General features: G+C 55.4%; 19 protein-coding genes, 8 tRNA genes and 1 riboswitch. Of the genes, 14 read left to right on the top strand and 13 right to left on the bottom strand.

Annotated features, from left to right (window positions below):
- Window positions 1-224: 224 nt before the first annotated feature.
- Window positions 225-1,067: a symmetrical bis(5'-nucleosyl)-tetraphosphatase gene (locus tag G392_RS0107250; RefSeq protein WP_027009711.1), complete on the bottom strand. Its 843-nt coding sequence runs from the start codon at window positions 1,065-1,067 to the stop codon at window positions 225-227.
- A gap of 86 nt (window positions 1,068-1,153) precedes the next feature.
- Window positions 1,154-1,229: transfer RNA gene (locus tag G392_RS0107245), tRNA-Asn, on the bottom strand.
- Window positions 1,230-1,440: 211 nt separating this feature from the next.
- On the opposite strand from G392_RS0107245, the gene G392_RS0107240 reads away from it, so the two are divergent.
- The 3 genes from G392_RS0107240 (at window position 1,441) to nagZ (ending at window position 6,129) form a co-directional block, all read left to right on the top strand.
- Window positions 1,441-3,321: a lytic transglycosylase domain-containing protein gene (locus G392_RS0107240; protein WP_027009710.1), complete on the top strand. Its 1,881-nt coding sequence runs from the start codon at window positions 1,441-1,443 to the stop codon at window positions 3,319-3,321.
- Window positions 3,322-3,460: 139 nt separating this feature from the next.
- On the top strand, window positions 3,461-4,960 hold the full coding sequence (locus G392_RS0107235) for a DegQ family serine endoprotease (RefSeq protein WP_027009709.1): 1,500 nt from the start codon (window positions 3,461-3,463) through the stop codon (window positions 4,958-4,960).
- Window positions 4,961-5,049: 89 nt separating this feature from the next.
- Window positions 5,050-6,129, top strand: coding sequence for a beta-N-acetylhexosaminidase (gene nagZ, locus G392_RS0107230; RefSeq protein WP_027009708.1), 1,080 nt, complete (start codon window positions 5,050-5,052; stop codon window positions 6,127-6,129).
- A gap of 95 nt (window positions 6,130-6,224) precedes the next feature.
- Here the strand turns inward: nagZ and G392_RS0107225 are convergent.
- The 7 genes from G392_RS0107225 to G392_RS0107200 form a co-directional block, all read right to left on the bottom strand.
- Window positions 6,225-6,314 (bottom strand) — tRNA-Leu (locus G392_RS0107225).
- Window positions 6,315-6,323: 9 nt separating this feature from the next.
- Window positions 6,324-6,401, bottom strand: a tRNA-OTHER gene (locus G392_RS13635).
- Between the two features lie 16 nt (window positions 6,402-6,417).
- Window positions 6,418-6,491 (bottom strand) — tRNA-Cys (locus tag G392_RS0107220).
- Window positions 6,492-6,522: 31 nt separating this feature from the next.
- Window positions 6,523-6,598 (bottom strand) — tRNA-Gly (locus G392_RS0107215).
- 23 nt (window positions 6,599-6,621) lie between these two features.
- Window positions 6,622-6,697 (bottom strand) — tRNA-Gly (locus G392_RS0107210).
- A 23-nt stretch (window positions 6,698-6,720) separates the two neighbouring features.
- A tRNA-Gly gene (locus tag G392_RS0107205) sits at window positions 6,721-6,796 on the bottom strand.
- A gap of 23 nt (window positions 6,797-6,819) precedes the next feature.
- Window positions 6,820-6,895 (bottom strand) — tRNA-Gly (locus tag G392_RS0107200).
- Between the two features lie 145 nt (window positions 6,896-7,040).
- Between G392_RS0107200 and G392_RS0107190 the strand changes: the two genes are divergently transcribed.
- Complete coding sequence (locus G392_RS0107190; RefSeq protein ID WP_027009707.1) at window positions 7,041-7,643, top strand: beta-class carbonic anhydrase; 603 nt, start codon at window positions 7,041-7,043, stop codon at window positions 7,641-7,643.
- On the top strand, window positions 7,643-8,248 hold the full coding sequence (gene nadD, locus G392_RS0107185) for a nicotinate (nicotinamide) nucleotide adenylyltransferase (protein WP_027009706.1): 606 nt from the start codon (window positions 7,643-7,645) through the stop codon (window positions 8,246-8,248). Before G392_RS0107190 ends, nadD begins: the two co-directional genes overlap by 1 nt.
- Here nadD and G392_RS13630 read toward each other — a convergent pair.
- Entirely contained in the window at window positions 8,245-8,553 is a 309-nt protein-coding gene (locus G392_RS13630) for a hypothetical protein (protein ID WP_211224356.1), read from the bottom strand. The two genes, nadD and G392_RS13630, sit on opposite strands and share 4 nt — an antisense overlap.
- 188 nt (window positions 8,554-8,741) lie before the next feature.
- Here G392_RS13630 and G392_RS0107175 point away from each other — a divergent pair, with 188 nt between their 5' ends.
- The 4 genes from G392_RS0107175 to G392_RS12405 all read left to right on the top strand — a co-directional run bounded on the left by G392_RS0107175 (window position 8,742) and on the right by G392_RS12405 (window position 14,069).
- Complete coding sequence (locus G392_RS0107175) at window positions 8,742-9,863, top strand: hypothetical protein (protein ID WP_156900843.1); 1,122 nt, start codon at window positions 8,742-8,744, stop codon at window positions 9,861-9,863.
- A 31-nt stretch (window positions 9,864-9,894) separates the two neighbouring features.
- Window positions 9,895-10,965, top strand: a complete 1,071-nt coding sequence (leuB, locus tag G392_RS0107170) for a 3-isopropylmalate dehydrogenase (protein ID WP_027009704.1) — start codon at window positions 9,895-9,897, stop codon at window positions 10,963-10,965.
- Window positions 10,966-11,136: 171 nt separating this feature from the next.
- On the top strand, window positions 11,137-11,541 hold the full coding sequence (locus G392_RS0107165; RefSeq protein ID WP_027009703.1) for a hypothetical protein: 405 nt from the start codon (window positions 11,137-11,139) through the stop codon (window positions 11,539-11,541).
- A gap of 35 nt (window positions 11,542-11,576) precedes the next feature.
- On the top strand, window positions 11,577-14,069 hold the full coding sequence (locus G392_RS12405; RefSeq protein WP_051255630.1) for a DUF4132 domain-containing protein: 2,493 nt from the start codon (window positions 11,577-11,579) through the stop codon (window positions 14,067-14,069).
- 235 nt (window positions 14,070-14,304) lie between these two features.
- Here the strand turns inward: G392_RS12405 and G392_RS0107155 are convergent, their stop codons facing one another.
- Window positions 14,305-15,120, bottom strand: coding sequence for a hypothetical protein (locus G392_RS0107155; RefSeq protein ID WP_027009702.1), 816 nt, complete (start codon window positions 15,118-15,120; stop codon window positions 14,305-14,307).
- Window positions 15,121-15,202: 82 nt separating this feature from the next.
- Window positions 15,203-15,298: riboswitch (TPP riboswitch) on the top strand.
- 52 nt (window positions 15,299-15,350) lie between these two features.
- Here G392_RS0107155 and thiC point away from each other — a divergent pair.
- From thiC to G392_RS0107130, 4 genes are all read left to right on the top strand, one after another.
- Window positions 15,351-17,225 (top strand): phosphomethylpyrimidine synthase ThiC, encoded by a 1,875-nt coding sequence (gene thiC / locus G392_RS0107150; protein WP_027009701.1) that lies wholly within the window; start codon window positions 15,351-15,353, stop codon window positions 17,223-17,225.
- Window positions 17,226-17,408: 183 nt separating this feature from the next.
- Entirely contained in the window at window positions 17,409-18,497 is a 1,089-nt protein-coding gene (locus tag G392_RS0107140) for an FAD-dependent oxidoreductase (RefSeq protein WP_027009700.1), read from the top strand.
- The gene (thiS, locus tag G392_RS0107135; protein ID WP_027009699.1) at window positions 18,497-18,694 is read left to right on the top strand and encodes a sulfur carrier protein ThiS; all 198 of its coding nucleotides are present in this window, start codon (window positions 18,497-18,499) and stop codon (window positions 18,692-18,694) included. The genes G392_RS0107140 and thiS overlap by 1 nt, the downstream gene beginning before the upstream one ends.
- Complete coding sequence (locus G392_RS0107130) at window positions 18,694-19,503, top strand: thiazole synthase (protein WP_027009698.1); 810 nt, start codon at window positions 18,694-18,696, stop codon at window positions 19,501-19,503. Before thiS ends, G392_RS0107130 begins: the two co-directional genes overlap by 1 nt.
- A 119-nt stretch (window positions 19,504-19,622) precedes the next feature.
- Here G392_RS0107130 and G392_RS13065 read toward each other — a convergent pair whose 3' ends face one another.
- Window positions 19,623-20,108 (bottom strand): helix-turn-helix domain-containing protein, encoded by a 486-nt coding sequence (locus G392_RS13065; RefSeq protein ID WP_051255629.1) that lies wholly within the window; start codon window positions 20,106-20,108, stop codon window positions 19,623-19,625.
- A 124-nt stretch (window positions 20,109-20,232) separates the two neighbouring features.
- Between G392_RS13065 and G392_RS0107120 the strand changes: the two genes are divergently transcribed.
- Window positions 20,233-20,430 carry a hypothetical protein gene (locus G392_RS0107120; RefSeq protein WP_027009697.1) on the top strand — a complete coding sequence of 66 codons (198 nt, stop codon included), beginning with the start codon at window positions 20,233-20,235 and terminating at the stop codon, window positions 20,428-20,430.
- A 327-nt stretch (window positions 20,431-20,757) separates the two neighbouring features.
- On the opposite strand, the gene G392_RS0107110 is transcribed toward G392_RS0107120, so the two are convergent.
- Window positions 20,758-21,055 (bottom strand): transposase (locus G392_RS0107110; RefSeq protein ID WP_027009695.1); only part of this gene is annotated, 298 nt, incomplete at its 5' end.

Genomic DNA, 21,055 nt, shown 5'->3' with positions numbered 1-21,055 from the left:
GCGGTAAAATCAAGCTTCGGGCAGGGCATTGGGGCGTGTCGTCAATTAACCGAAAAAACACCACCCGTCATTCCCGCGCAGGCGGGAATCCAAAACAAATTTCAAAAAGCATTGATAAAACTTCGCTTCACAAACATCAGGCAGTGGATTCCCACTTGCGCGGGAATGACGGTATTTTTTTATTGTTCTGATTTTTATCAGAAAAATTTAAATGATAACGCGCCCTAATGTGTTGCCTTGCGGGTGGAAACGCGCCAATCGCCGCCGGGCAAACCCGCCACGCTGAAAATGCGGTGGTCGGACAAATCGGCAGCCGTCAGCCTGCCACCCCACAATGCCCCTGTGTCCAATGCCAACACGCCGTTTTCATCGCGCAAACCCAGTGCCGACCAATGCCCGAACACGATGGTGCGGTCGCGGTGGCGGCGGTCGGGCGCATCAAACCACGCACGGCGCGTGTCGGGCATATTGGCATAATTTGCTTTGAAATCAAAATTCAATTCATTGTTCAGCGTGAGAACGCGCATGCGTGTGAACACATTGCACAGCAGCCGCAAACGTTCCGTGCCGCGCAAATCGTCGTGCCACGCATTGGGGCGGTCGCCGTACATATCGGCAAAAAACGCACCCGCCGCCTTGCCGCGCAATGCTTGTGCCAATTCGGCGGCATGGGCACGGGCATCGGCGCACGACCATTGCGGCAGCAAGCCCGCGTGTACCATCAGGTGCGTGCCGTTGTCCAGCAAAAACGGTTGCGCCCGCAGCCAATCGCGCATTTTGGGGAAATCGGGGTGGTTCAGCACGGTGTGCAGGGTGTCTTGTTTTTTGTGTTTTGCCGCACCGTAGGCGATGGCGAGCAGATGCAAATCGTGGTTGCCCAGCACGGTTTGCACGCTGTCGGGGTGGCGCATGGCAAATTGCAGGCATTCGAGTGATTTGGGCCCGCGATTGACCAAATCGCCCGTCAGCCACAGGGTGTCGCGCCCGTGTTGGAAGCCGATGCGTTCGAGCAGGGCGCACAGTTGGTCGTAGCAGCCTTGCAAATCGCCGATTGCGTAGTGTGCCATGATGGGGTGTCCGGAAAAAGGGTTGATTGTACCATTGGTTGCGGCAATGAAAAAACGCCCAAACGGGTGTTTGGGCGTTTTGAATGTGGCTCCCCGAGCTGGGCTCGAACCAGCGACCTGCGGATTAACAGTCCGTCGCTCTACCGACTGAGCTATCGGGGAAAGAAGTCGGCATTATATACCCGTGCGGGAAAATGTCAAAGGCTTTGTGTGGTAATTTTTGTATGATTATATTTTTTAACAAAATTTTATATTTTCTTTGTTTTGTGAAAACAGGTGCTTGAATGTAGGCGGGTGTTTGCGGGCTGCCCGAACGGCGGAAAGATGTTATCATTGCCGCGTTGATAACTATTTTGAATAAACAGTATATTCCATGATGCCTTTCCGTCAAAAAGCCTTGTATCCGCTTACCGCCGCCGTTTTGACTTTGATGGCGGCTTGCGCGTCCCAGCCGCCCAAGCGTCAGGACGTGTCTTCCGCCGCAACGGCGCAGCCGCAGGAAGTCAAACCGCAAGCGGGGCAAAAATTTCAATTCACGCCGCGCCCGATGCAGTCTGCCGACACGGTTTTGGGCGATTATGCCCGTTTGGAAGGGGTGTTGGCGGCGGTGCGCGCGGGCGATGATTTTGCGGCGGCGCAGTTTCTTGCCGGACAGGGCAGCAGCGCGATGGGCGAGAGCGTGCGCAACGAATGGCTGAAGAGCTTGGGGCAGCGCAATCAAGCAGACGTGTTCAAGCAGCAGTACGCGCAGCTCGAACCCGAAGGGCGCAGCCGCGAAAGCCGTTGTTATGCGCATTTGTTCGGCGTGGAGCAAGATGCGGCGTTTGTCGATGCTTTGGTGTGGGAAACCAAACGTTTGCCCGCAGGGTGCAATGCTTTGCTGCAATACCGTGCCGCATCGGGCGCCTTGGATACGGGCAAGGCGTGGCGGCGGGTGCGCGGCTTGATGGCGGAAAACCAAATCAGCGATGCCCGTGCGTTGGCGGCTTCGTTGGGCAGCCCGCTTGACGGCATGATGGGGCAGGGGGCGCAGGAAAACCGTTTGCTGGGCATCATCGGCGGCAATGCGTCAAAAAATGCGGGCGCGGCGGCGCGTTTGGCGGCGGAAGCGGGTGCGTTGAGCCGCGAACAAGCCGGCTTTGCGTGGGCGGTGTTGGGCTTGGCGGAAGCGCGTAACCAAAACATGCCCGTTGCATTAAGCTACTTCCGCAATGCCGACCGCAGCCAGATGACCGATGAACAATTGGAATGGTATGCCCGCGCCGCCCTGCGCCGTCAGGATTGGCACGAATTGGCAAGCGTTATCGAATCCATGCCCGCCAAGCTGCGCCAAGATTCCGCTTGGCTGTATTGGCTGGCGCGCAGCCGTGCGGCAAACGGCCGCGCCGCCGATGCCCAAACGCTCTACCGTCAAGCCGCCGCCACAGGGCGCAACTTCTACGCCGTGCTGGCAACCGAAGAATTGGGCAGGCGCGTTGATGTCCGCAACAACATTGCCGACACCCCCAAAGCCCACGTGCAAACCATGGCGCAAGACGGCGCACTGCAACGCGCCCTCACCCTGTTCCACACCGCCAAGCAAAGCGGCAATTGGAAAATGCGCCGTCAGGCACAGGCAGAATGGCGTTATGCCACGCGGGGCATGAACGAAACCACCATGCTGGCCGCCGCACAACTGGCGATGGACAACCAATTCTACGAAATGGCGATTAACACCGCCGAACGCACCGACCACCTGCTCCACTACCACCTGCGCTACATCACCCCCTTCCGCGACCAAGTAACGCACTACGCCGCGCAAGCGGGTGTGGACCCCGCATGGGTGTACGGACTGATTCGTCAGGAAAGCCGCTTCATGATTGGCGCACAATCCAGCGTGGGCGCACAGGGGCTGATGCAGGTCATGCCCGCCACCGCCCAAATGATTGCCCGCAAAATCGGCATGTCCGACAGCGAGCTGTACACCATCGACGGCAACATCCGCATGGGAACATGGTATATGGCGGACGCACGGCGCAGCCTGCAAAACAACGAAGTATTGGCAACCGCAGGCTACAACGCCGGGCCCGGACGCGCCCGCCGTTGGCAAGCCCCGCACAGCTTGGAAGGCGCGGTTTATGCCGAAACCATTCCCTTTACCGAAACCCGCGACTATGTGAAAAAAGTGATGACCAACGCCGTGTATTACGCCGCCTTGACCGGACAGCCGCAAACCTCGCTCAAACAGCGCATGGGCGTGGTGCCGGCGCGTTAAAAATCCTTGAAAAACAACCTTGTTTGTCCGGTGAAATTGTTTTACAATAAACAAACGGCTGCCGCAGCCCTCCGGCGCGATTGCGTGTCGTCCCATGCGTTGAACCTTACCGATTGAGAACATACTCCATTACCCATCTATGAACACATCTTTGAAAACCATTGCTTTGGCAAGTATTTTGGCATTTGGCGCTGCCGCGTGCAGCAAGGGCGACAAAGCCGAACCCAAAGCCCCGCCCGTTGAAAACGCCCAACCCAAAGGCGAGTTTGTCAAACCCGTCGCCCCCGAAAACAAAGACAGCGTCAATATGCTGCTGCCCGATTTTGCCCAACTGGTGGCGCAGGAAGGCGGCTCGGTGGTCAATATTCAGGCGCATCGCGGGCCGTCCATGCCCGTTGCCGAAGCCGCGCCCGATGCGGCACAGCAAAGCGACGACCCGTTTTACGAGCTGTTTAAAAAGCTGTGGCCCAACGGCCCCGAGTCGCAGGAAGAAGACGATGACGACAGCAATTTCGGCTCGGGCGTGATTATCAGTGCGGACGGGGAAATCCTGACCAATGCCCATGTGGTCAAAGGCTTGAACAGCATCAAGGTTACGCTCAACGACAAGCGCGAATACACGGCAACGGTGATTGGGGCGGACGAGAAATCCGATATTGCCTTGCTGAAAATCGATGCCGATAATTTGCCCGCCGCCAAAATCGGCAATCCGAAAGAGTTGAAGTCGGGCGAGTGGGTGGCCGCCATCGGTGCGCCGTTCGGTTTCGACAATAGCATTACGGCGGGCATTGTTTCCGCCAAAGGGCGCAGTTTGCCTTATGAAACCTATACGCCGTTTATCCAAACCGATGTCGCCATCAATCCGGGCAATTCGGGCGGGCCTTTGTTTAATCTGAACGGTCAGGTGGTGGGCATCAATTCGCAGATTTACAGCAGAAGCGGCGGGTTTATGGGGGTGTCGTTTGCGATTCCGATTGATGTGGCGATGAATGTGGCGGGGCAGCTCAAGAAAAACGGCAAGGTTCAGCGCGGGCAGTTGGGGGTGGTGATTCAGGAGGTGAGTTTCGATTTGTCCAAAGCCTTCGGTTTGGACAAGCCGGTCGGGGCGTTAATCACGCAGGTGATGCCCGACAGCCCCGCCGCCAAAGCGGGTTTGCGCGAGGGCGACATCATTCACAGTGTGAACGGCGAAACCGTCCGTTCGTCCAGCGATTTGCCGATGGCCATCGGCGGTTTGCCGCCGAATACGCAAGTGGTGTTGGGCGTTTGGCGCAAGGGGCAGCAGATGCAGGCAACGGCGGTTTTGACGACTTTGGGCGAGAACAACAGCACCACCGCCAATGCCGATAAGTTGCCGTCTCATGCGGGCAGCAGTGTCGGCACGTTTGAGGTGAAGGAGGCGGATTTGGTGGTGGCGGTTGCCGCCAAAGGCGAGGTGCGCGAGTTGGTGGTGAGTCAGGCGGGCGAAACGGCGGTGCGTGCGGGCATCAAGCGCGGCGATATTATTCGCGAAGTGGGCGGCGTGCGCGTGGACAGCGAAGCCGCTTTGCGCGAAGCCTTGCGTCAAGCGGGCAAAAACGTGCCGCTTCTGCTGCAACGGGGCAACCATTATGCCTTTGTGGCACTGGTGCTGAAATAAAGTTGGACGGTCGCGCAAGCACGCGACCGTTTTTCCGTGTAATTCGGGTGTGCCAACCACCATGACGGCACGCCGCAGGGAGAAAAAACATGACAGCCTGTTTGCCGCGCGGTGCGGTGATGGCGGACGTTGCCGCCCATGCTTTGAGCGATGACGACCGCAACCGATTGCTCGACCCCGCCGTGGGCGGCGTGATTCTGTTCCGCCGCAATTTTCAGAATATTGAACAGCTTAAAACCCTGATTGCCGACATCAAAGCCCTGCGTTCGCCCGAACTGATTATCGCGGTGGACCACGAAGGCGGGCGCGTGCAGCGTTTTATTGACGGCTTCACCCGCCTGCCCGCCATGCGCGTGTTCGGCGAAATTTGGGACGCGCAAGGCGCGGAAACCGCAAAAGATTTGGCGGAACAAACCGGCTGGGTGCTGGCAACGGAGCTGGCGGCGTGCGGCGTGGATTTGTCGTTTACGCCCGTGCTGGATTTGGACTGGGGCAACTGCGCCGTGATTGGCAACCGCAGTTTTCACGCCGATGCGGAAATCGTGGCGGCGTTGGCATTGGCTTTGCAGGCGGGCTTGAATCGCGGCGGCATGAAATCCTGCGGCAAACATTTTCCCGGACACGGCTTCGTGTCGGGCGACAGCCACCACGTTTTGCCCGAAGATACGCGCAGTTTGGCGCAGTTGGCGGACGATTTGCGTCCGTTCCGCGCATTGGCGCAAGCGGGCATGGCGGCGGTGATGCCCGCGCACGTGGTTTATCCCGCGATGGACGCGCAACCGGCGGGCTTTTCCGCATACTGGCTGCAAACCGTATTGCGCGGCGAACTGGGCTTTGACGGCGTGATTTTTTCGGACGATTTGACGATGGAAGGTGCGTGCGGCGCGGGCGGCATCGGCGAGCGGGCGCGGCGGTCGTTTGAGGCGGGCTGCGATATTGTGTTGGTGTGCAACCGTCCCGATTTGGTGGACGAGTTGCGCCAAGGTTTCAGGCAGCCTGAAAATCCGCATTTGGCGGCGCGTTGGCAGAATATGGCTTGCACCTTGTCGCCCGCGCAGGCGCAAGCGGTGATGCAAACCGCCAAATTTCAAGCGGCGCAACAAACCGTTGCCGCACTGTCCACCCCGAAAGACACCATGAATGGCGTAAAAGTGGGCGAAGCGTTTTAGCGTGTGCCGTCATTTCCGTTGCTGCGGGAATGATGGCGTGCCTGAAAACATCGGGCATAAAAAAACAGCCCGAAAAAGGCTGTATTCTTTCAGTGTGGTGCCCGGAACCGGAATCGAACCGGTATGCCTGTTTTATGGGCGACGGATTTTAAGTCCGTTGTGTCTACCTATTTCACCACCCGGGCATTGCAAACTGGAGGCGGGGGCGCGGACTTGAACCGGCCTGTACGGGGCTTGCACACCCCGTCGCATAAACGCTCTGCCACCCCGCCGTGAAAGTTGTGAAATTGGAGGCGGAAGTCGGAATCGAACCGGCGTACACGGCTTTGCAGGCCGCTGCATAACCACTCTGCCATTCCGCCTTGGTTTCCCGATGCGGGAAAAACAAACAAATGGAGCGGGAAACGAGTCTCGAACTCGCGACCTCAACCTTGGCAAGGTTGCGCTCTACCAACTGAGCTATTCCCGCATTGAGCCGTATCCGAAGGCAGGTGGAGCGGGAAACGAGTCTCGAACTCGCGACCTCAACCTTGGCAAGGTTGCGCTCTACCAACTGAGCTATTCCCGCCCTGTCGGATAAACGATAAACTGTGGAGCGGGAAACGAGTCTCGAACTCGCGACCTCAACCTTGGCAAGGTTGCGCTCTACCAACTGAGCTATTCCCGCCCTGTCGGATAAACGATAAACTGTGGAGCGGGAAACGAGTCTCGAACTCGCGACCTCAACCTTGGCAAGGTTGCGCTCTACCAACTGAGCTATTCCCGCATGCCCCAAACGCGTTTGCGCTCGGGAAAGTCGGCATTATAGCCCGTGCAAAAAAACTGTCAAGCGTTTTTGCAAAATTTGCGCGGGTGGCGGCGGCAAAAGCACGGTATAATCGGCAACCGAACCCGATATCGGAGCCACAACCATGTCTGAATTTAAAAAAATTATTGATTATAATAAAAAATTTGTAGAGCGCGGCGGCTATGCCGAGTTTGTTACCGACAAATTCCCCGAGCGCCGTTTGGCGATTTTGTCGTGTATGGACACGCGCATGACCAAGCTTTTGCCCGCCGCGCTCGGTTTGCAAAACGGCGATGCCAAGCTGATTAAAAACGCCGGCGCGGTGGTGAGCCACCCTTGGGGCTCGGTGATGCGCTCGCTGCTGGTGGCGGTGCTGGAGCTGAAAGTAAACGAAATCATGGTGATTGCCCACTACGACTGCGGCATGCGCGGCTTGAATGCCGAAGCGTTTTTGCAAAAAGCAGACGAACACGGCATTCCCGCCGCCCGCATCGAAACTTTGGAAAACGCGGGCATCAATCTGGACGGCTGGCTGACCGGCTTTTCCGATGTGGAAGACAGCGTGCGCCACACGGTAAACAGCATTTTGCGCCACCCCCTGATGCCCAAAAGCGTGGCGGTGCACGGCATGGTGATTCACCCCGCCACAGGCAAACTCACGGTGGTGGTAGACGGCGGCGCACCGGCGGGGCAGGGCGGCAGGGCTTCTACTGAAAAGGAATATTGATGAACGCCATCGGCTTGTTCGGCGGTACGTTTGACCCGATTCACAACGGTCATCTCGCCATCGCCCGCGCCGCCGCCGACCGGCTCGGCTTGGCGCAAGTGCTGCTGCTGCCTGCGGGCGACCCCTACCACAAAACCGCGCCGCGCACGCCCGCACGCCACCGTTTGGCGATGAGCGTGCTGGCGGCGCAGTGCGACCCGCGTTTTGCCGCGTCCGACTGCGACATTGTGCGCGGCGGCGCAACTTATACCTTTGACACCGTGCAGGTTTTCCGCCAAATCTATCCCAACGCGCAATTGTACTGGCTGATGGGCAGCGACAGTCTGCTGCAATTGCACACATGGCACAAATGGCGCGAATTGGTGCGGCAAACCCGTTTTGCCGTAGCGGTGCGGGCGGGCGTGCCGTTGGCAAATGCCCCGCGCGAATTGCAAAGCTGGCTGGGCGAAGCGGTGCAAAACGGCAGCGTGGTGCTGCTGGACGACATTCCGCCCGCCGTCAGTTCCACGCAAATCCGCCAAACGCTGGCATCGGGCGGCGATGCGGGCGCGTGCTTGCCCGAAAGCGTGGCAGCGTACATTCGGGCGCAGGGGTTATACCGTTAGGGCGTGTCATCAATTAGCCGAAAAAACGCCGCACCGTCATGCCCGCGCAGGCAGAAATCCAAGTCGAAGCACGAGAAACCTTGATAAAACACGGCTTGCCAAGCATCGAAAGGTGGATTCCCGCATTCGCGGGAATGACGGATTTTTTTATATTGCACTGAATTTTCAGTATAAAAATTTAAATGATGACACGCCCTAGGGCGTGCCATCAATTGACCGCGAAAACCCCGCACCGTCATTCCCGAGCGGGCGGGAATCCACATCGAAACACAACAAACCTTGATAAACCATCGCTTCACAAACATCGGGCAATGGCTTCCCGCCTGTGCGGAAATGACGGCATTTTCATATTAAACTGATTCTCATCATAAAACTTAAATGATGACATGCTCCAAACAAAGGCAGCTTCAGGCTTGCCAAGCGGCGGGGCTGGCACGGCGGCGCGGGCTGTGGAATAATCGCCCCACCGTATTCGTTTAAGGAAATGGCAATCATGTTGTTACGTTTGCTTCCGCTTGCCCTGCTGTTGGCGGCGTGTGCCGACAAAGCGTCCGAATCTTCCCAATCCCCGCAAAAAGAACAAACCGCAGCTTCGGTGGCAACCGCCACCGATACCGCACCTGCTGCCCAAGTGTCCGATGCCGATATTGATTTGGCGGTGATTATTTTGATGTACAATGATATGGGCAGACATGCGCCGCAAGGCACGGCTTTATTGCAAAAGGCAAACGACAAAGCCGCCGCTTTATTGCAAGAATTTCGTCAAAACGGCAAAATCGCCTTGAGCACGCCCGATTTTGCCAACCCCGAAACTTTGGCAGAATTTCGCATTCGCTTAAACGCGCAAGCCGATTTGGGGCAAGCCGTGTTTACGGGCGCGGCGGACGAACCCGAGTTTCACACCGATGCGGCGGGCAAGGTGTTGCGGGCGCAGCAGTATCACGCCGACACGGGCGCGGTAACGCGTTTCCATTATTGGAACGGTCAGCCGTTCAGCGTGGAAATCACTTATCCGCGTAACGGTTCGCCAACGGGCGGGCGGCAGGTTTATCTGTTTCGGGACGGCAAGGCAGAGGCACTGCTTACCGAAGACAAAGACGCGCCCGCCGCCTACCGTTTGTGTCAAACCTGTTTGGACGAAGCCCGCCGCCTGTATGCCGCCAAAGACACCATGCTCGCCGCACAACAACGCCAGCACCACGCCGCCGCCCACAGCGTTCGGGCAGCCCGCCGCAGCATCGGCTTGATTGACAAGCGCGACATTCCCGAATTGCTGCAAGCGGGCGATACGCGAAGCAGCATCACACTCGGCTACGATGAAGGCGGGCAGCCTGAAAAACTGTATTACAGTCATGGCAACCAACAGCGCATTCACAGCTACCAATTTTATTTTGAAAACGGCCGTCCCGTATCTGCCCAAGCCGACACCATCTACTACCGTGCGGACGGCAGCATCAACCAAGACCTTGGGCGCAGACAGAAAATCCTGTTTGACGCGCAAGGCAATATTGCCGAAAACGACACCGACCATCCCCCGCCCGAACGCCCCCTTTCCCCCGACACGATAAAGGCAGAAATCCAAAAACACATTAAAATTGCCGAACATTACCGTTAAATTCTTCCCACCCGCAAACTAAGGATTTGCCATGACACAAAAAATCGCCATTCTGCCCGGCGACGGCATCGGCCCCGAAATCACCGCCCAAGCCGTGCGCCTGCTCGACAAACTCATCGCACAAGGTCTTGATGCCGAATATGAATACGCCCCGCTCGGCGGCGCCGCCTACGACCAATACGGCTCGCCCTATCCCGAAGCCACGCAAACCCTGTGCCGCGCCGCCGATGCCGTGCTGCTGGGCGCGGTGGGCGGGCCGCAATACGACACGCTGCCCCGTCCCGTGCGCCCCGAACGCGGCTTGCTTGCCATTCGCAAGGATTTGAATTTGTTTGCCAATCTGCGCCCCGCCGTGCTGTTCCCCGAACTGGCGGACGCGTCCACGCTCAAGCCCGAAGTGGTGGCGGGTTTGGACATTCTGATTGTGCGCGAACTGACGGGCGACATCTATTTCGGCGAACCGCGCGGCATTCGCACGCTGGACAACGGCGAGCGCGAAGGTTTCAACACCATGCGTTACCGCGAAAGCGAAATCCGCCGCATTGCCAAAGTGTCGTTTGAAGCCGCGCAACGGCGCAACAAAAAACTGTGCAGCGTGGACAAGGCCAACGTTTTGGAAACCACCGAACTGTGGAAAGAAATTTTTACAGAAGTTTCAAAAGACTATCCCGATGTGGAATTGAGCCATATGTATGTGGACAACGCCGCCATGCAGTTGGTACGCGCCCCCAAACAATTTGACGTCATCGCCACCGGCAACATCTTCGGCGATATTTTGAGCGACCAAGCCTCGATGCTGACGGGTTCCATCGGCATGCTGCCTTCGGCATCATTGGACGAAAACGGCAAAGGTTTGTACGAGCCTTCGCACGGTTCCGCGCCCGACATCGCCGGGCAAAACAAAGCCAATCCTTTGGCGACCGTGCTGTCGCTGGCGATGCTGCTGCGCTACAGCCTGAAAGACGAAGCCCGCGCCGCGCAAGTGGAAAATGCCGTGCAAAAAGTATTGCAACAAGGTTTTCGTACCGCCGACATCGCCGAAGCGGGCGCGAAGGTGTTGTCTTGCTCGCAAATGGGCGATGCGCTGCTGGACGCGTTGTAATATACTGTAGGCTGTGCAGATGATTGTCCGTACAGCCTTTTATGGTTGATAAAAATAAAAACGAGACAAAGCGGCAACGCCCGCCGTGTACGGTTAGTACATAAGGGCGTTGGCAACGCCGTATCGTTGCGATTTGCATCAACCATATTTCCCCCACACGAAAGCCAAGCCATGACCACCACCACCCTCACCGTACAAGACCACACCCTTGGCGGACAAATTTTGCACGAACTTTTTCTCAAATTTCAAAGCCAACGCATCAGCGTTGCCGAACTGATTGAACAGCGCGTCCGCGCCGAAGTAGCAGAATACAACCAACGCGCCGATGCCTTTTTGCTGCGCCGCAACCTTGTCGTTCCCGGCGACACCGAACAACTGCTCAACGCCAAATCCCCCAAAGCCAAACGCCAAATCAACGCCGACAAACAAGTCGCCGCAGCATTACAAGCATTTAAACAAAATGGATTTTTTGTTTTACTGGACAATCGCCAGCTCGAAAATTTAGACGACATCATCACCCTGAACGATGGCATGATAGTCAGCTTTATCAAACTCACCCCGCTTGTGGGTGGATAACACCACCCAACCTGCTGCACGCAAAGGAAAAAACCATGAATTTCCCCGAAATCACCCCCGAACAAAGCCGACAATTTGCCCAATACATGAAACAGCTGGAAAAAGAATGTATTGCCAACCTTCCTAACTCTTGGGCAAGCTGGAAAGCAAAACCAACCGAAATTTACCAACAACAACTCAGCCGTTTGCCCGCAGACGAACAAATCGCCTTATTGGTTTATTGTATCAATGCCTTGCATCAAACAAAAAAAGAAATTTACAAAACCGCCGAATTTGCCTTTAGCGCAGCACTGTGGCACCAAAAACTATCTTTCACCACCCATCAAGCTGCTTGGTTGTTGAACAATTTATTTCAAAGCAGTGAAAATTACTTTTTGATTTGGTTAAATTATCCCCTGTTGTTGGTATTCAAACAAATTGCCCGCCAACATGCAGACCATGTGGACGATGAATTGCGCCAAGCCATACAAAAGGCGCAAAAACAATACACCCAAACAATGGAAGCCAGCAAAGAAAAAACCCAAGTATTACAGCTTATGGTAGAATTATTGGGCGATAACAACACCCCCGCTTTCCCCGAACAAGACCCTTTTTCTGAAGCACACAATCCAGAATTAGCTGAATTGCCAAACGCACAACAGCAAAAATGGGCAAAAATTCTGTTGCTGGTATTAAACAGCAAAGCAGGCAAACCCACTGCCAAATTTCAAAAAGCCATGCGTGGCCATGTGGACGCATTGGGCGCAGATGTGTTTCGGGCGCAAGTGATGACGTGGTTTGCGTGGATTGTGCGCCACCCATATGAAGAAGTACAACACGAAAGATATGGTTACTTCTATTCACTGCAACCTGTCCGTGGCGCAAACATCAGCATGGTGAAAGGCTTGGTATGGGCGTGCGCTTGGTGCAGCGATGAAGCCTTGTTGCAATCCTTGTCGGCACTGGCATTGCGTTGCTACGAAAAACAACCTTATGTGAGCGTGTCGGAATTAACCAGCATTGGTAATGCTTGTTTATACGCGCTGGCGCAAGCAGATTTAAACGGTATTCGTCATTTGTCGCGCTTGCTGTTGCGGGTACGCGCCGCCAATACGCGAAAAACCATCATCAAATATTTGGACGAAGCGGCGGAACGTTACGGCGTGTCGCGGGAAACCATTGAAGACATGGCGGCAGACGATTTCGGTTTGCAAAACGGCAGCCGCACCGAAAACTTTGATGGCGGTTATGCCTGCCGTTTGCAGATTACGGGCGTGGGCAAAAGCGAATTGCAGTGGTTCAAGCCCGACGGTTCGCCGCAAAAAACCGTGCCAAGTGCGGTGAAAACCCAATGCGCCGAACAGCTTAAAGCACTGAAAACCATTCAAAAAAGCCTGAATCAGTCGCTCACCGCCCAGCGCGACCGTCTCGACCGCGCCATGCGTTCCGAACGGCGCATTTCCCGCCAGCATTTGCAGCAGTATTATCTGCAACATGGCATGATGGGCTATTTAACCCAATCTTTGATTTGGCATTTTTTCCAAGATGAACACGATACGCAAGGCACGCCCGCTTTGTGTTGCGATGGCGTGTGGCTGAATCATGCGGGGGAAGCCGTTGATGTGGCGAACCATGCCCAAGCGATGTTGTGGCACCCCGTTTCGGCAAGGGCAGATGAGATTTTGGCGTGGCGCAAGTTGTTGGCAGACAAACAAATCCGCCAGCCGTTCAAACAGGCTTATCGCGAAATTTATCTGCTTACCGATGCGGAAATCCACACCCGCACCTACAGCAACCGTTTTGCCGCACACGTTTTGAAGCAGCACCAATACATCAGTTTGGCAAAATTGCGTGATTGGCAGGGCAGTTTGCAGGGCGCGTGGGACGGCGGCGACAGCCCGATTATTTCGCTGGCGCTGCCCGAATACGGTTTGCGTGCCGAATTTTGGACAAACGCAGTAAATACAGACGATGGCTGGGTAGAATCGGGTATTTGGCAATATGTTACCACCGACCAAGTGCGTTTTTATCACGCCGAAGCCACTGAACCCATGCCTTTAATCGATGTCCACCCCCGCGCATTTTCGGAAGTGATGCGCGATGTGGATTTGTTTGTGGGCGTTGCCAGCATCGGTAACGACCCGAATTGGCAGGATAACGGCGGTTTGCCGCAATATTTCAGCTATTGGCAACGCTATTCGTTTGGCGATTTGGGCGAAGTGGCGAAAAACCGCAAAGCCGTTTTGGAAACGTTGCTGCCACGTTTGAAAATTGGCAAAGTGGCGAAAATTGAAGGCAATTTTTTGGTGGTAACGGGCAAAATCCGCAGCTACAAAATCCACATCGGCAGCAGCAATATTCTGATGACGCCCAACGACCGCTATTTGTGCATTGTTCCCGACCGCAGCAAAAAAGACCCCACGCAAGGATTGTTCGTGCCGTTTGAGGGCGACAATATGCTGTCGCTGGTGTTGTCCAAAGCTTTGTTGTTGGCAGATGACGACAAAATCACCGATGCCACGATTGTGTCGCAAATCCAATCGCGTTAGGGATAAATTTTTCTACTGAAAATCAGAATAATACAGGAATGCTGTCATGCCCGCGAATGCGGGAATCCATTGCCTGATGTTTGTGAAGCAAGCGTAGCTTGGGTTGAAACGAAGTGAAAATCCAATATTTTTCCGAAAATTTATGGATTTTGTCGGGTTTGCGCTTCGCGCCAACCCAAGCTACACCTGCGCGGGCATGACGGTGCGGCGTTTTTCGGCTAATTGGTGATGCGCCCTAGAAATGGGACAAAATATGCAGCAAGCGTTGTTTGTTGGCGGGCGTCAGATGGCGGGTGTACAGGCGCAAGGTGGCGGTTTTGCCGTGTGGATTGATGGCGGGCAGGGCTTCGTATTTGGCATCGGGCGGGTACATCGGCATCAAGCCGTGCCGGTACACGCTGACACATACCTGTTCGCCCAACAGCCACCGCCAACGGCGCGGTTCTGCCACCGCCGCCACGCTGTGCCGCAACAGCAGCACGTCTGTGTTGCGGTTGTTTACCGGCGCGGCAAACAGAATGCCTTCTTCCATGATTTTGCAGAAATATTTTTGTCTGTTCAGCCGAATTTCCGCCAATAATCTAACCGAAACAATGCCCACACCAGAAAAACATAAAAACAGAAAATTGCCTTGTTGCCACGTTTGCGCCCAAGACTGACCATTGATTCCCATCACCATCATGATGCCCAAAGCAGCACCCGCAAAAAATTTGATGCTTTCTTTTAAAGCAAACACCGGCAATTGCCCGGACGTGTTGCTGTGAATGGGCAGGCATTCGCCCGCATGGTGTTCGTGCCATAAATCGTGGGGAAACGCGCCCGATACGGGCATTTGCCGAAATTCAATGTCTGAAACTTTATCTTGCTCGTCATAAGAAACAAACAGTTCCACGCGCATGCCTTGTTTGGGCGACAGCGTGAACGGTGTGGCTTGGTAATGCCGGCGTTCGAGCGCGTGGGTGTCGCCGGTGTCGGTTTGTGCTGTGCCGTGCGTGCCGTCCCATTCTGTTAAAGTGGCGGCGTAGCGGCGGGTAACGGGTTCCAGCATCATCGTTTCTCCAAAATAGAGCCTATGTTTTATTTTGTCATTTCCACCTTGAAAACACAAGTGTTTTGTGTTCTAATCCGCTACTCGCTTGAAACAGGGGTGCTGTGCGGCGCACGGCTGAGAATCACCCTCAATACCCGAACAGGATAATGCCTGCGTGGGGAGTTTTGGCAGCACCGTTGTTGATGTTGCACGCCTGTTTCCATTTAAGCAAATGTTTTCAGGAGTGTTTTATGGTCAAACGCACAACGGGGCAGGAAGCGGCGCAGCTTGAGCAGCTTTCACAAGATTTGGGCATTCAGTTTGCCTATCCCAATTCCACCAAAATCCATCTTTCCGGCAGCCGCGCCGACATGCGCGTGCCTTTGCGCGAAATCGCCCAAGACGACACCGTTACCGACAAAGGGCGCGAACCCAATCCCCCCATTCCCGTGTACGACACCAGTGGCGCATACGGCGACCCGAATGCCAAAATCGATTTGCAGCAAGGTTTGCCGCACGTGCGCAGCGCGTGGCTGGACGAGCGCGGCGACACCGAAATTTTGGACGGCTTGTCCAGCGAATACGGCAGGGAACGCGCCCACGACCCGAAAACCGCCCATCTGCGTTTCAACCAAATCACCCGTCCGCGCCGTGCCAAAGCGGGGCGCAACGTCAGCCAGATGCACTACGCCCGTCAGGGCATCATCACCCCCGAAATGGAATTTGTCGCCATTCGCGAGCGCATGAAGCTGGACGAAATCTTCCGCGACCCGCGTTATGCCAAAATCATCAAACAGCACAAGGGCGAAGCCTTCGGCGCAAAGCTGCCGCGCACGCCCGACGACATCACTCCCGAATTTGTCCGCCAAGAAGTTGCTGCCGGACGCGCCATTATTCCCGCCAACATCAACCACCCCGAGCTGGAACCGATGATTATCGGGCGCAATTTCCGCGTGAAAATCAACGGCAATTTGGGCAATTCCGCCGTTACCTCCAGCCTGACCGAAGAAGTGGAAAAAATGGTGTGGTCGCTGCGCTGGGGCGCGGACACGATTATGGATTTGTCCACAGGGGCGCACATTCACGAAACGCGCGAATGGATTATCCGCAACGCGCCCGTGCCCATCGGCACCGTGCCGATTTATCAGGCTTTGGAAAAAACGGGGGGCGTTGCCGAAGATTTGACGTGGGATTTGTTCCGCGACACGCTGATTGAGCAAGCGGAGCAGGGCGTGGATTATTTCACCATTCACGCGGGCGTGCTGCTGCGCTATGTGCCTTTGACGGCGGAACGGATTACGGGGATTGTGTCGCGCGGCGGTTCGATTATGGCGAAATGGTGTTTGGCACACCATCGGGAAAATTTCCTGTACACCCATTTTGACGAAATCTGCGAAATCATGAAGGCGTATGACGTATCGTTCAGCTTGGGCGACGGTTTGCGCCCCGGCTGCATCGCCGATGCCAACGATGCGGCGCAGTTTGGCGAATTGCACACGCTGGGCGAATTGACGGCAAAAGCGTGGCAGCACGATGTGCAAGTGATGATTGAAGGGCCCGGACACGTTCCCTTGCAGCGCGTCAAGGAAAACATGACGGAAGAGTTGCAACACTGCTTTGAAGCGCCGTTTTATACGTTGGGGCCTTTGGTAACGGACATCGCGCCCGGCTACGACCACATCACTTCGGGTATCGGTGCGGCGAACATCGGCTGGTACGGCACGGCGATGTTGTGTTACGTTACCCCGAAGGAGCATTTGGGGCTGCCTGAAAAAGAAGACGTGCGCACGGGCATCATCACCTACAAGCTGGCGGCGCACGCGGCGGATTTGGCAAAGGGTTGGGTGGGCGCACAGTTGCGCGACAATGCTTTGAGCAAGGCGCGGTTTGAGTTCCGTTGGCGCGACCAGTTCCGTTTGGGACTCGACCCCGAACGTGCGGAAAGTTACCACGATGCCACTTTGCCCGCCGAAGGTGCGAAAATCGCTCATTTTTGTTCGATGTGCGGGCCGAAGTTCTGTTCGATGAAAATCACGCAGGAAGTGCGCGATTATGCGGCGGCGCAGCAGGGCATGGCGGAAAAGGCGGTGGAGTTTGTGAAAAAAGGTGCGAAGCTGTATAGCTAGGGCGTGTCATCAATTGACCGAGAAAACACAGCGCCGTCATTTGCACGATGTTTGGCAAGCGATGTTTTATCAAGGTTTATTGTGCTTCGATTTGGATTCCCGCCTGCGCGGGAATGACGGTGTTTTTGATATTGCACTGATTTTCATAAAAAGTTTAAATCATGACACGCCATAGGAGTGATGATGGCAAGAGTTGCCGTGTTGGGCGGGGGATTGTTGGGGCGTTTGACGGCGTGGCGTTTGCGGCTGGCGGGGGCGGATTGTGCGCTGTTTTGTGCGGGGACGGCGGCGGGGGAGCGGTCGGCGGCGTATCGGGCGGCGGCGATGCTGTCGCCTTCCGCCGAAGCGGTTGATGCCGCGCCGCAGGTGGCGGCGTGGGGGCGGGAGAGCCTGAATCTGTGGCGGGCGTGGACGGCGCAGTTGCCCGAACCCGTGTTTTTCGAGCAAAACGGTACGTTGGTGGTGTGGCATGCACAAGATGGCGGGCTGGCAACGGGGTTTGAACGGCATTTGCGCCGTGCGGGGGTGCTGCCCGCGCATTGGCACGCGCCCGACATTGCCGAACGCGAGCCTTTGTTGGGCGGACGTTTCGGCAGGGGGATATTTTTGGCGGACGAAGGGCAGTTGGACGGTCGGCAGATGTTGGGCGTGTTGGCGCGGGCTTTGGTGGAAACGGGGGTGGCGTGTCATTGGCAAACGCCTTGTGAAGCCGATGATTTGGCGCAGGATTTTGATTGGGTGGCGGATTGTCGCGGCATGGGGGCGCAAGTTTGTTGGAACGCGGCGGGCGCAATGCGCTTGCGCGGGGTGCGCGGCGAAGTGGTGCGCGTGCATGCGCCCGATGTGTCTTTGTGCCGTCCCGTGCGTTTGCTGCACCCACGTTATCCTTTGTATGTCGCGCCCAAGCCCGACCATGTGTTTGTGGTCGGGGCAACCCAAATTGAGAGCGAAGACGGGGGCGCGGCAACCGTGCGTTCGGGTTTGGAGTTGTTGTCGGCGCTGTATGCGCTGCACCCTGCTTTCGGTGAGGCGCGGGTGATGGCGTTGTCGGCGGCGTTGCGCCCGACTTTACCGCACCACCTGCCCGAAATCCGTTTGCACCCGCGCCGCCGTGTGGTTGAGGCAAACGGTTTGTTCCGGCACGGCTTTATGATTGCGCCTGTGGTGTGTGCCGCGCTGTGCCGCGTGGTGGCAAGCGTGTCGGGCGGCGGCGCGTTGCCCGAATATGACGTGCCGAACGGTTTGGATTGGATTGTGATGGAGGAAACCTGATGACTTGTATTGTGTTGAATGGTGAGCATTTTGATTTTTCGGGTGAAACCTTGGCGGATTTGTTGGCGGCGGTGCAGGCTGCCGCGCCGTTTGCGGCGGCGGTAAATACCGCGTTTGTCGCCAAAACCGCTTACGCGGACACGCACTTGCGCGAGGGCGACAAGGTGGACATCGTGTCGCCTGTGGGGGGCGGGTGATGTTGGCATTATACGGACAAACGTTTGCATCGCGCCTGCTGCTGGGCACGGCGGCGTATCCCGATGCGCTGGTGTTGCAGCACGCCGTCCGTGCCGCCGCGCCGGCGATGATTACCGTATCGCTGCGGCGGCAAAGCGGCGGCGGCGCGGCGAGCGGGCAGGCATTTTGGGATTTGCTGCGCGAAACGGGCGTACCCGTGCTGCCCAACACCGCAGGTTGCCAAAGCGTGCGTGAAGCCGTTGCCACCGCACAGATGGCACGGGAAGTGTTTGCCACCGACTACGTCAAGCTGGAATTGATTGGCGACGACCGCACTTTGCAGCCCGATGTGTTCCAACTGGTGGAAGCGGCGGAAATCCTGATAAAAGAAGGTTTTCGCGTGTTGCCCTATTGCACGGAAGACCTGATTGCCTGCCGCCGTTTGCTGGATGTCGGCTGCGAAGTGCTGATGCCTTGGGCTGCGCCCATCGGCACGGGCTTGGGTACGGTACACGGCTACGCCCTGCGCGTGTTGCGCCATGCCCTGCCCGATGTGCCGATGCTGATTGATGCGGGGCTTGGTTTGCCTTCGCATGCCGCGCAGGTGATGGAATGGGGCTTTGACGGCGTGCTGCTCAACACCGCCGTATCCCGTGCCGGCGACCCTGTGGGCATGGCGCGGGCATTTGCCCTTGCCGTAGAGGCGGGGCGTGCCGCCTACCGTGCCGACCCCGTGCCGCCCTGCGAACACGCCCGCGCCAGCTCGCCCACAGTGGGGCAGCCGTTTTGGCACAGCGAAGCATATGGTTTTCATGCCGAAAATCCGTGAAGCGTCAAAATACCGTCATTCCTGCGCGTGTGGGAATGACGGTGCAGAGATTTTTCAGCCGCTTGACGGCACGCCCAACTTTGCCAATGATTGGGTTTGCGCCGTGTGCCAAGCCATCGTTATTTGGTCGCTAACTGTTCTTTTAAAGAAGCAACCAAATCTTGTAAAGAAGCAACTAAATCTTGTAATGTTTGGTTTTCACGCTCGCATTTTTGAATAGTTTGCTCTTTACTCTTCAGTAATTCGTCTTTTCCTTTCAACTCTGCGCGTAATTCCTTATTCTCGGCAGTCAATTTAGCATTTTCAATAGCCAATTCAGGATCTGCATATTCAACTGTGGAATGATCACCCATTGAGCCTACCACGCCACCAATATTGGTATTTGTACCCAATAATTCACTGAATAATTCCATAATATCTTTTTCCAATACACTGGCAAGTGCCTTGATATGTTCTACATTGATTTTGGTTTGACCGTTTTCCCATTTCGCATAAGCACTTCGGGAAAGCCCCAGTTTATCCGCAACTTCTTGCTGTGATAATTTTCGTCTACTGCGCAGGTTGCGCAACTTATGTGGGTTGATATTTAAATTTGATGTTGTCATTTTCGTCTCCAAAAGTAACCGTTTTTGATAACCAACGGTATCGGTTTACCCTATGCGCCGGAAAAAATTTCCAGTACATTTCATTTCACGAATTTTTCCAAACCAATCTTTAAGGAGATTTACCATGTCTTACGAAGCAATCCAAAAAGAACTCACACAGCTTAAACAAGAAACTGCCGTTTTGCAAGCGCGATTGGATAAGTTGAATAATTGTCCTGAATCCGATTTGGGCGATGAAATTGGTAAGGAACTGGTTAAAGCAGGTGTGAGGGTAGGTGTGTCTGTTGCCGCAGCCGCAGCAGGCATTCCGCTTATCTCGTAATTTTCGAGTAAACCAAGCAGTCAAAAAGCCGATAATTTTAGAAAATCATCGGCTTTTTGATAATTTGTTTAGGAGATAATGATGTCAAGACGAAGAGAAAAAGAAGAAATTCAAAGAAAGATAAATGAGAATCAGAAAAGAGCCCATCTTCTTGGTTTAAAAAGTAAGTACCATCGTTTGGGCGAGGAGCATCATCGTCTGGGTGAGGAAATTAAAAAGATTGAGGAGTCCCAAAAAGATGATGATGGTATCGTGGCTATAATTGGTTGCATTTTTCTTATTGTTTGTACGTTGTATACATGCAGCAAGTAGATACCATCTTTCCAGTCAAGCTCCCGTAGCAGAAATTTCCAACTGACGGGACTGATAAACCGTTTGATGCTTCAATACGCCAAAGCAAATATGTACCAATTTACGCATCGCCGCGCCCAATGCCTGCATCGGCGTTTTTTGCCTTTGCAGCAGACGGGCGTATTGGGCGGCAATATCAGGGTTGTATTTCTTTGACACGACCGCAGGCAGATACAAGGCTGCACGCAATACTGCCGAACCTTTTTTGGATAACATCACCCGCCCCCTTTGCTGTCCCGATTCGTGCATTTTCGGCACCAATCCGACAAATGCT

Source organism: Conchiformibius kuhniae DSM 17694, from assembly GCF_000428785.1.
Classification (GTDB): domain Bacteria; phylum Pseudomonadota; class Gammaproteobacteria; order Burkholderiales; family Neisseriaceae; genus Conchiformibius; species Conchiformibius kuhniae.
This window is presented reverse-complemented; position numbering and strand designations above follow the sequence as displayed.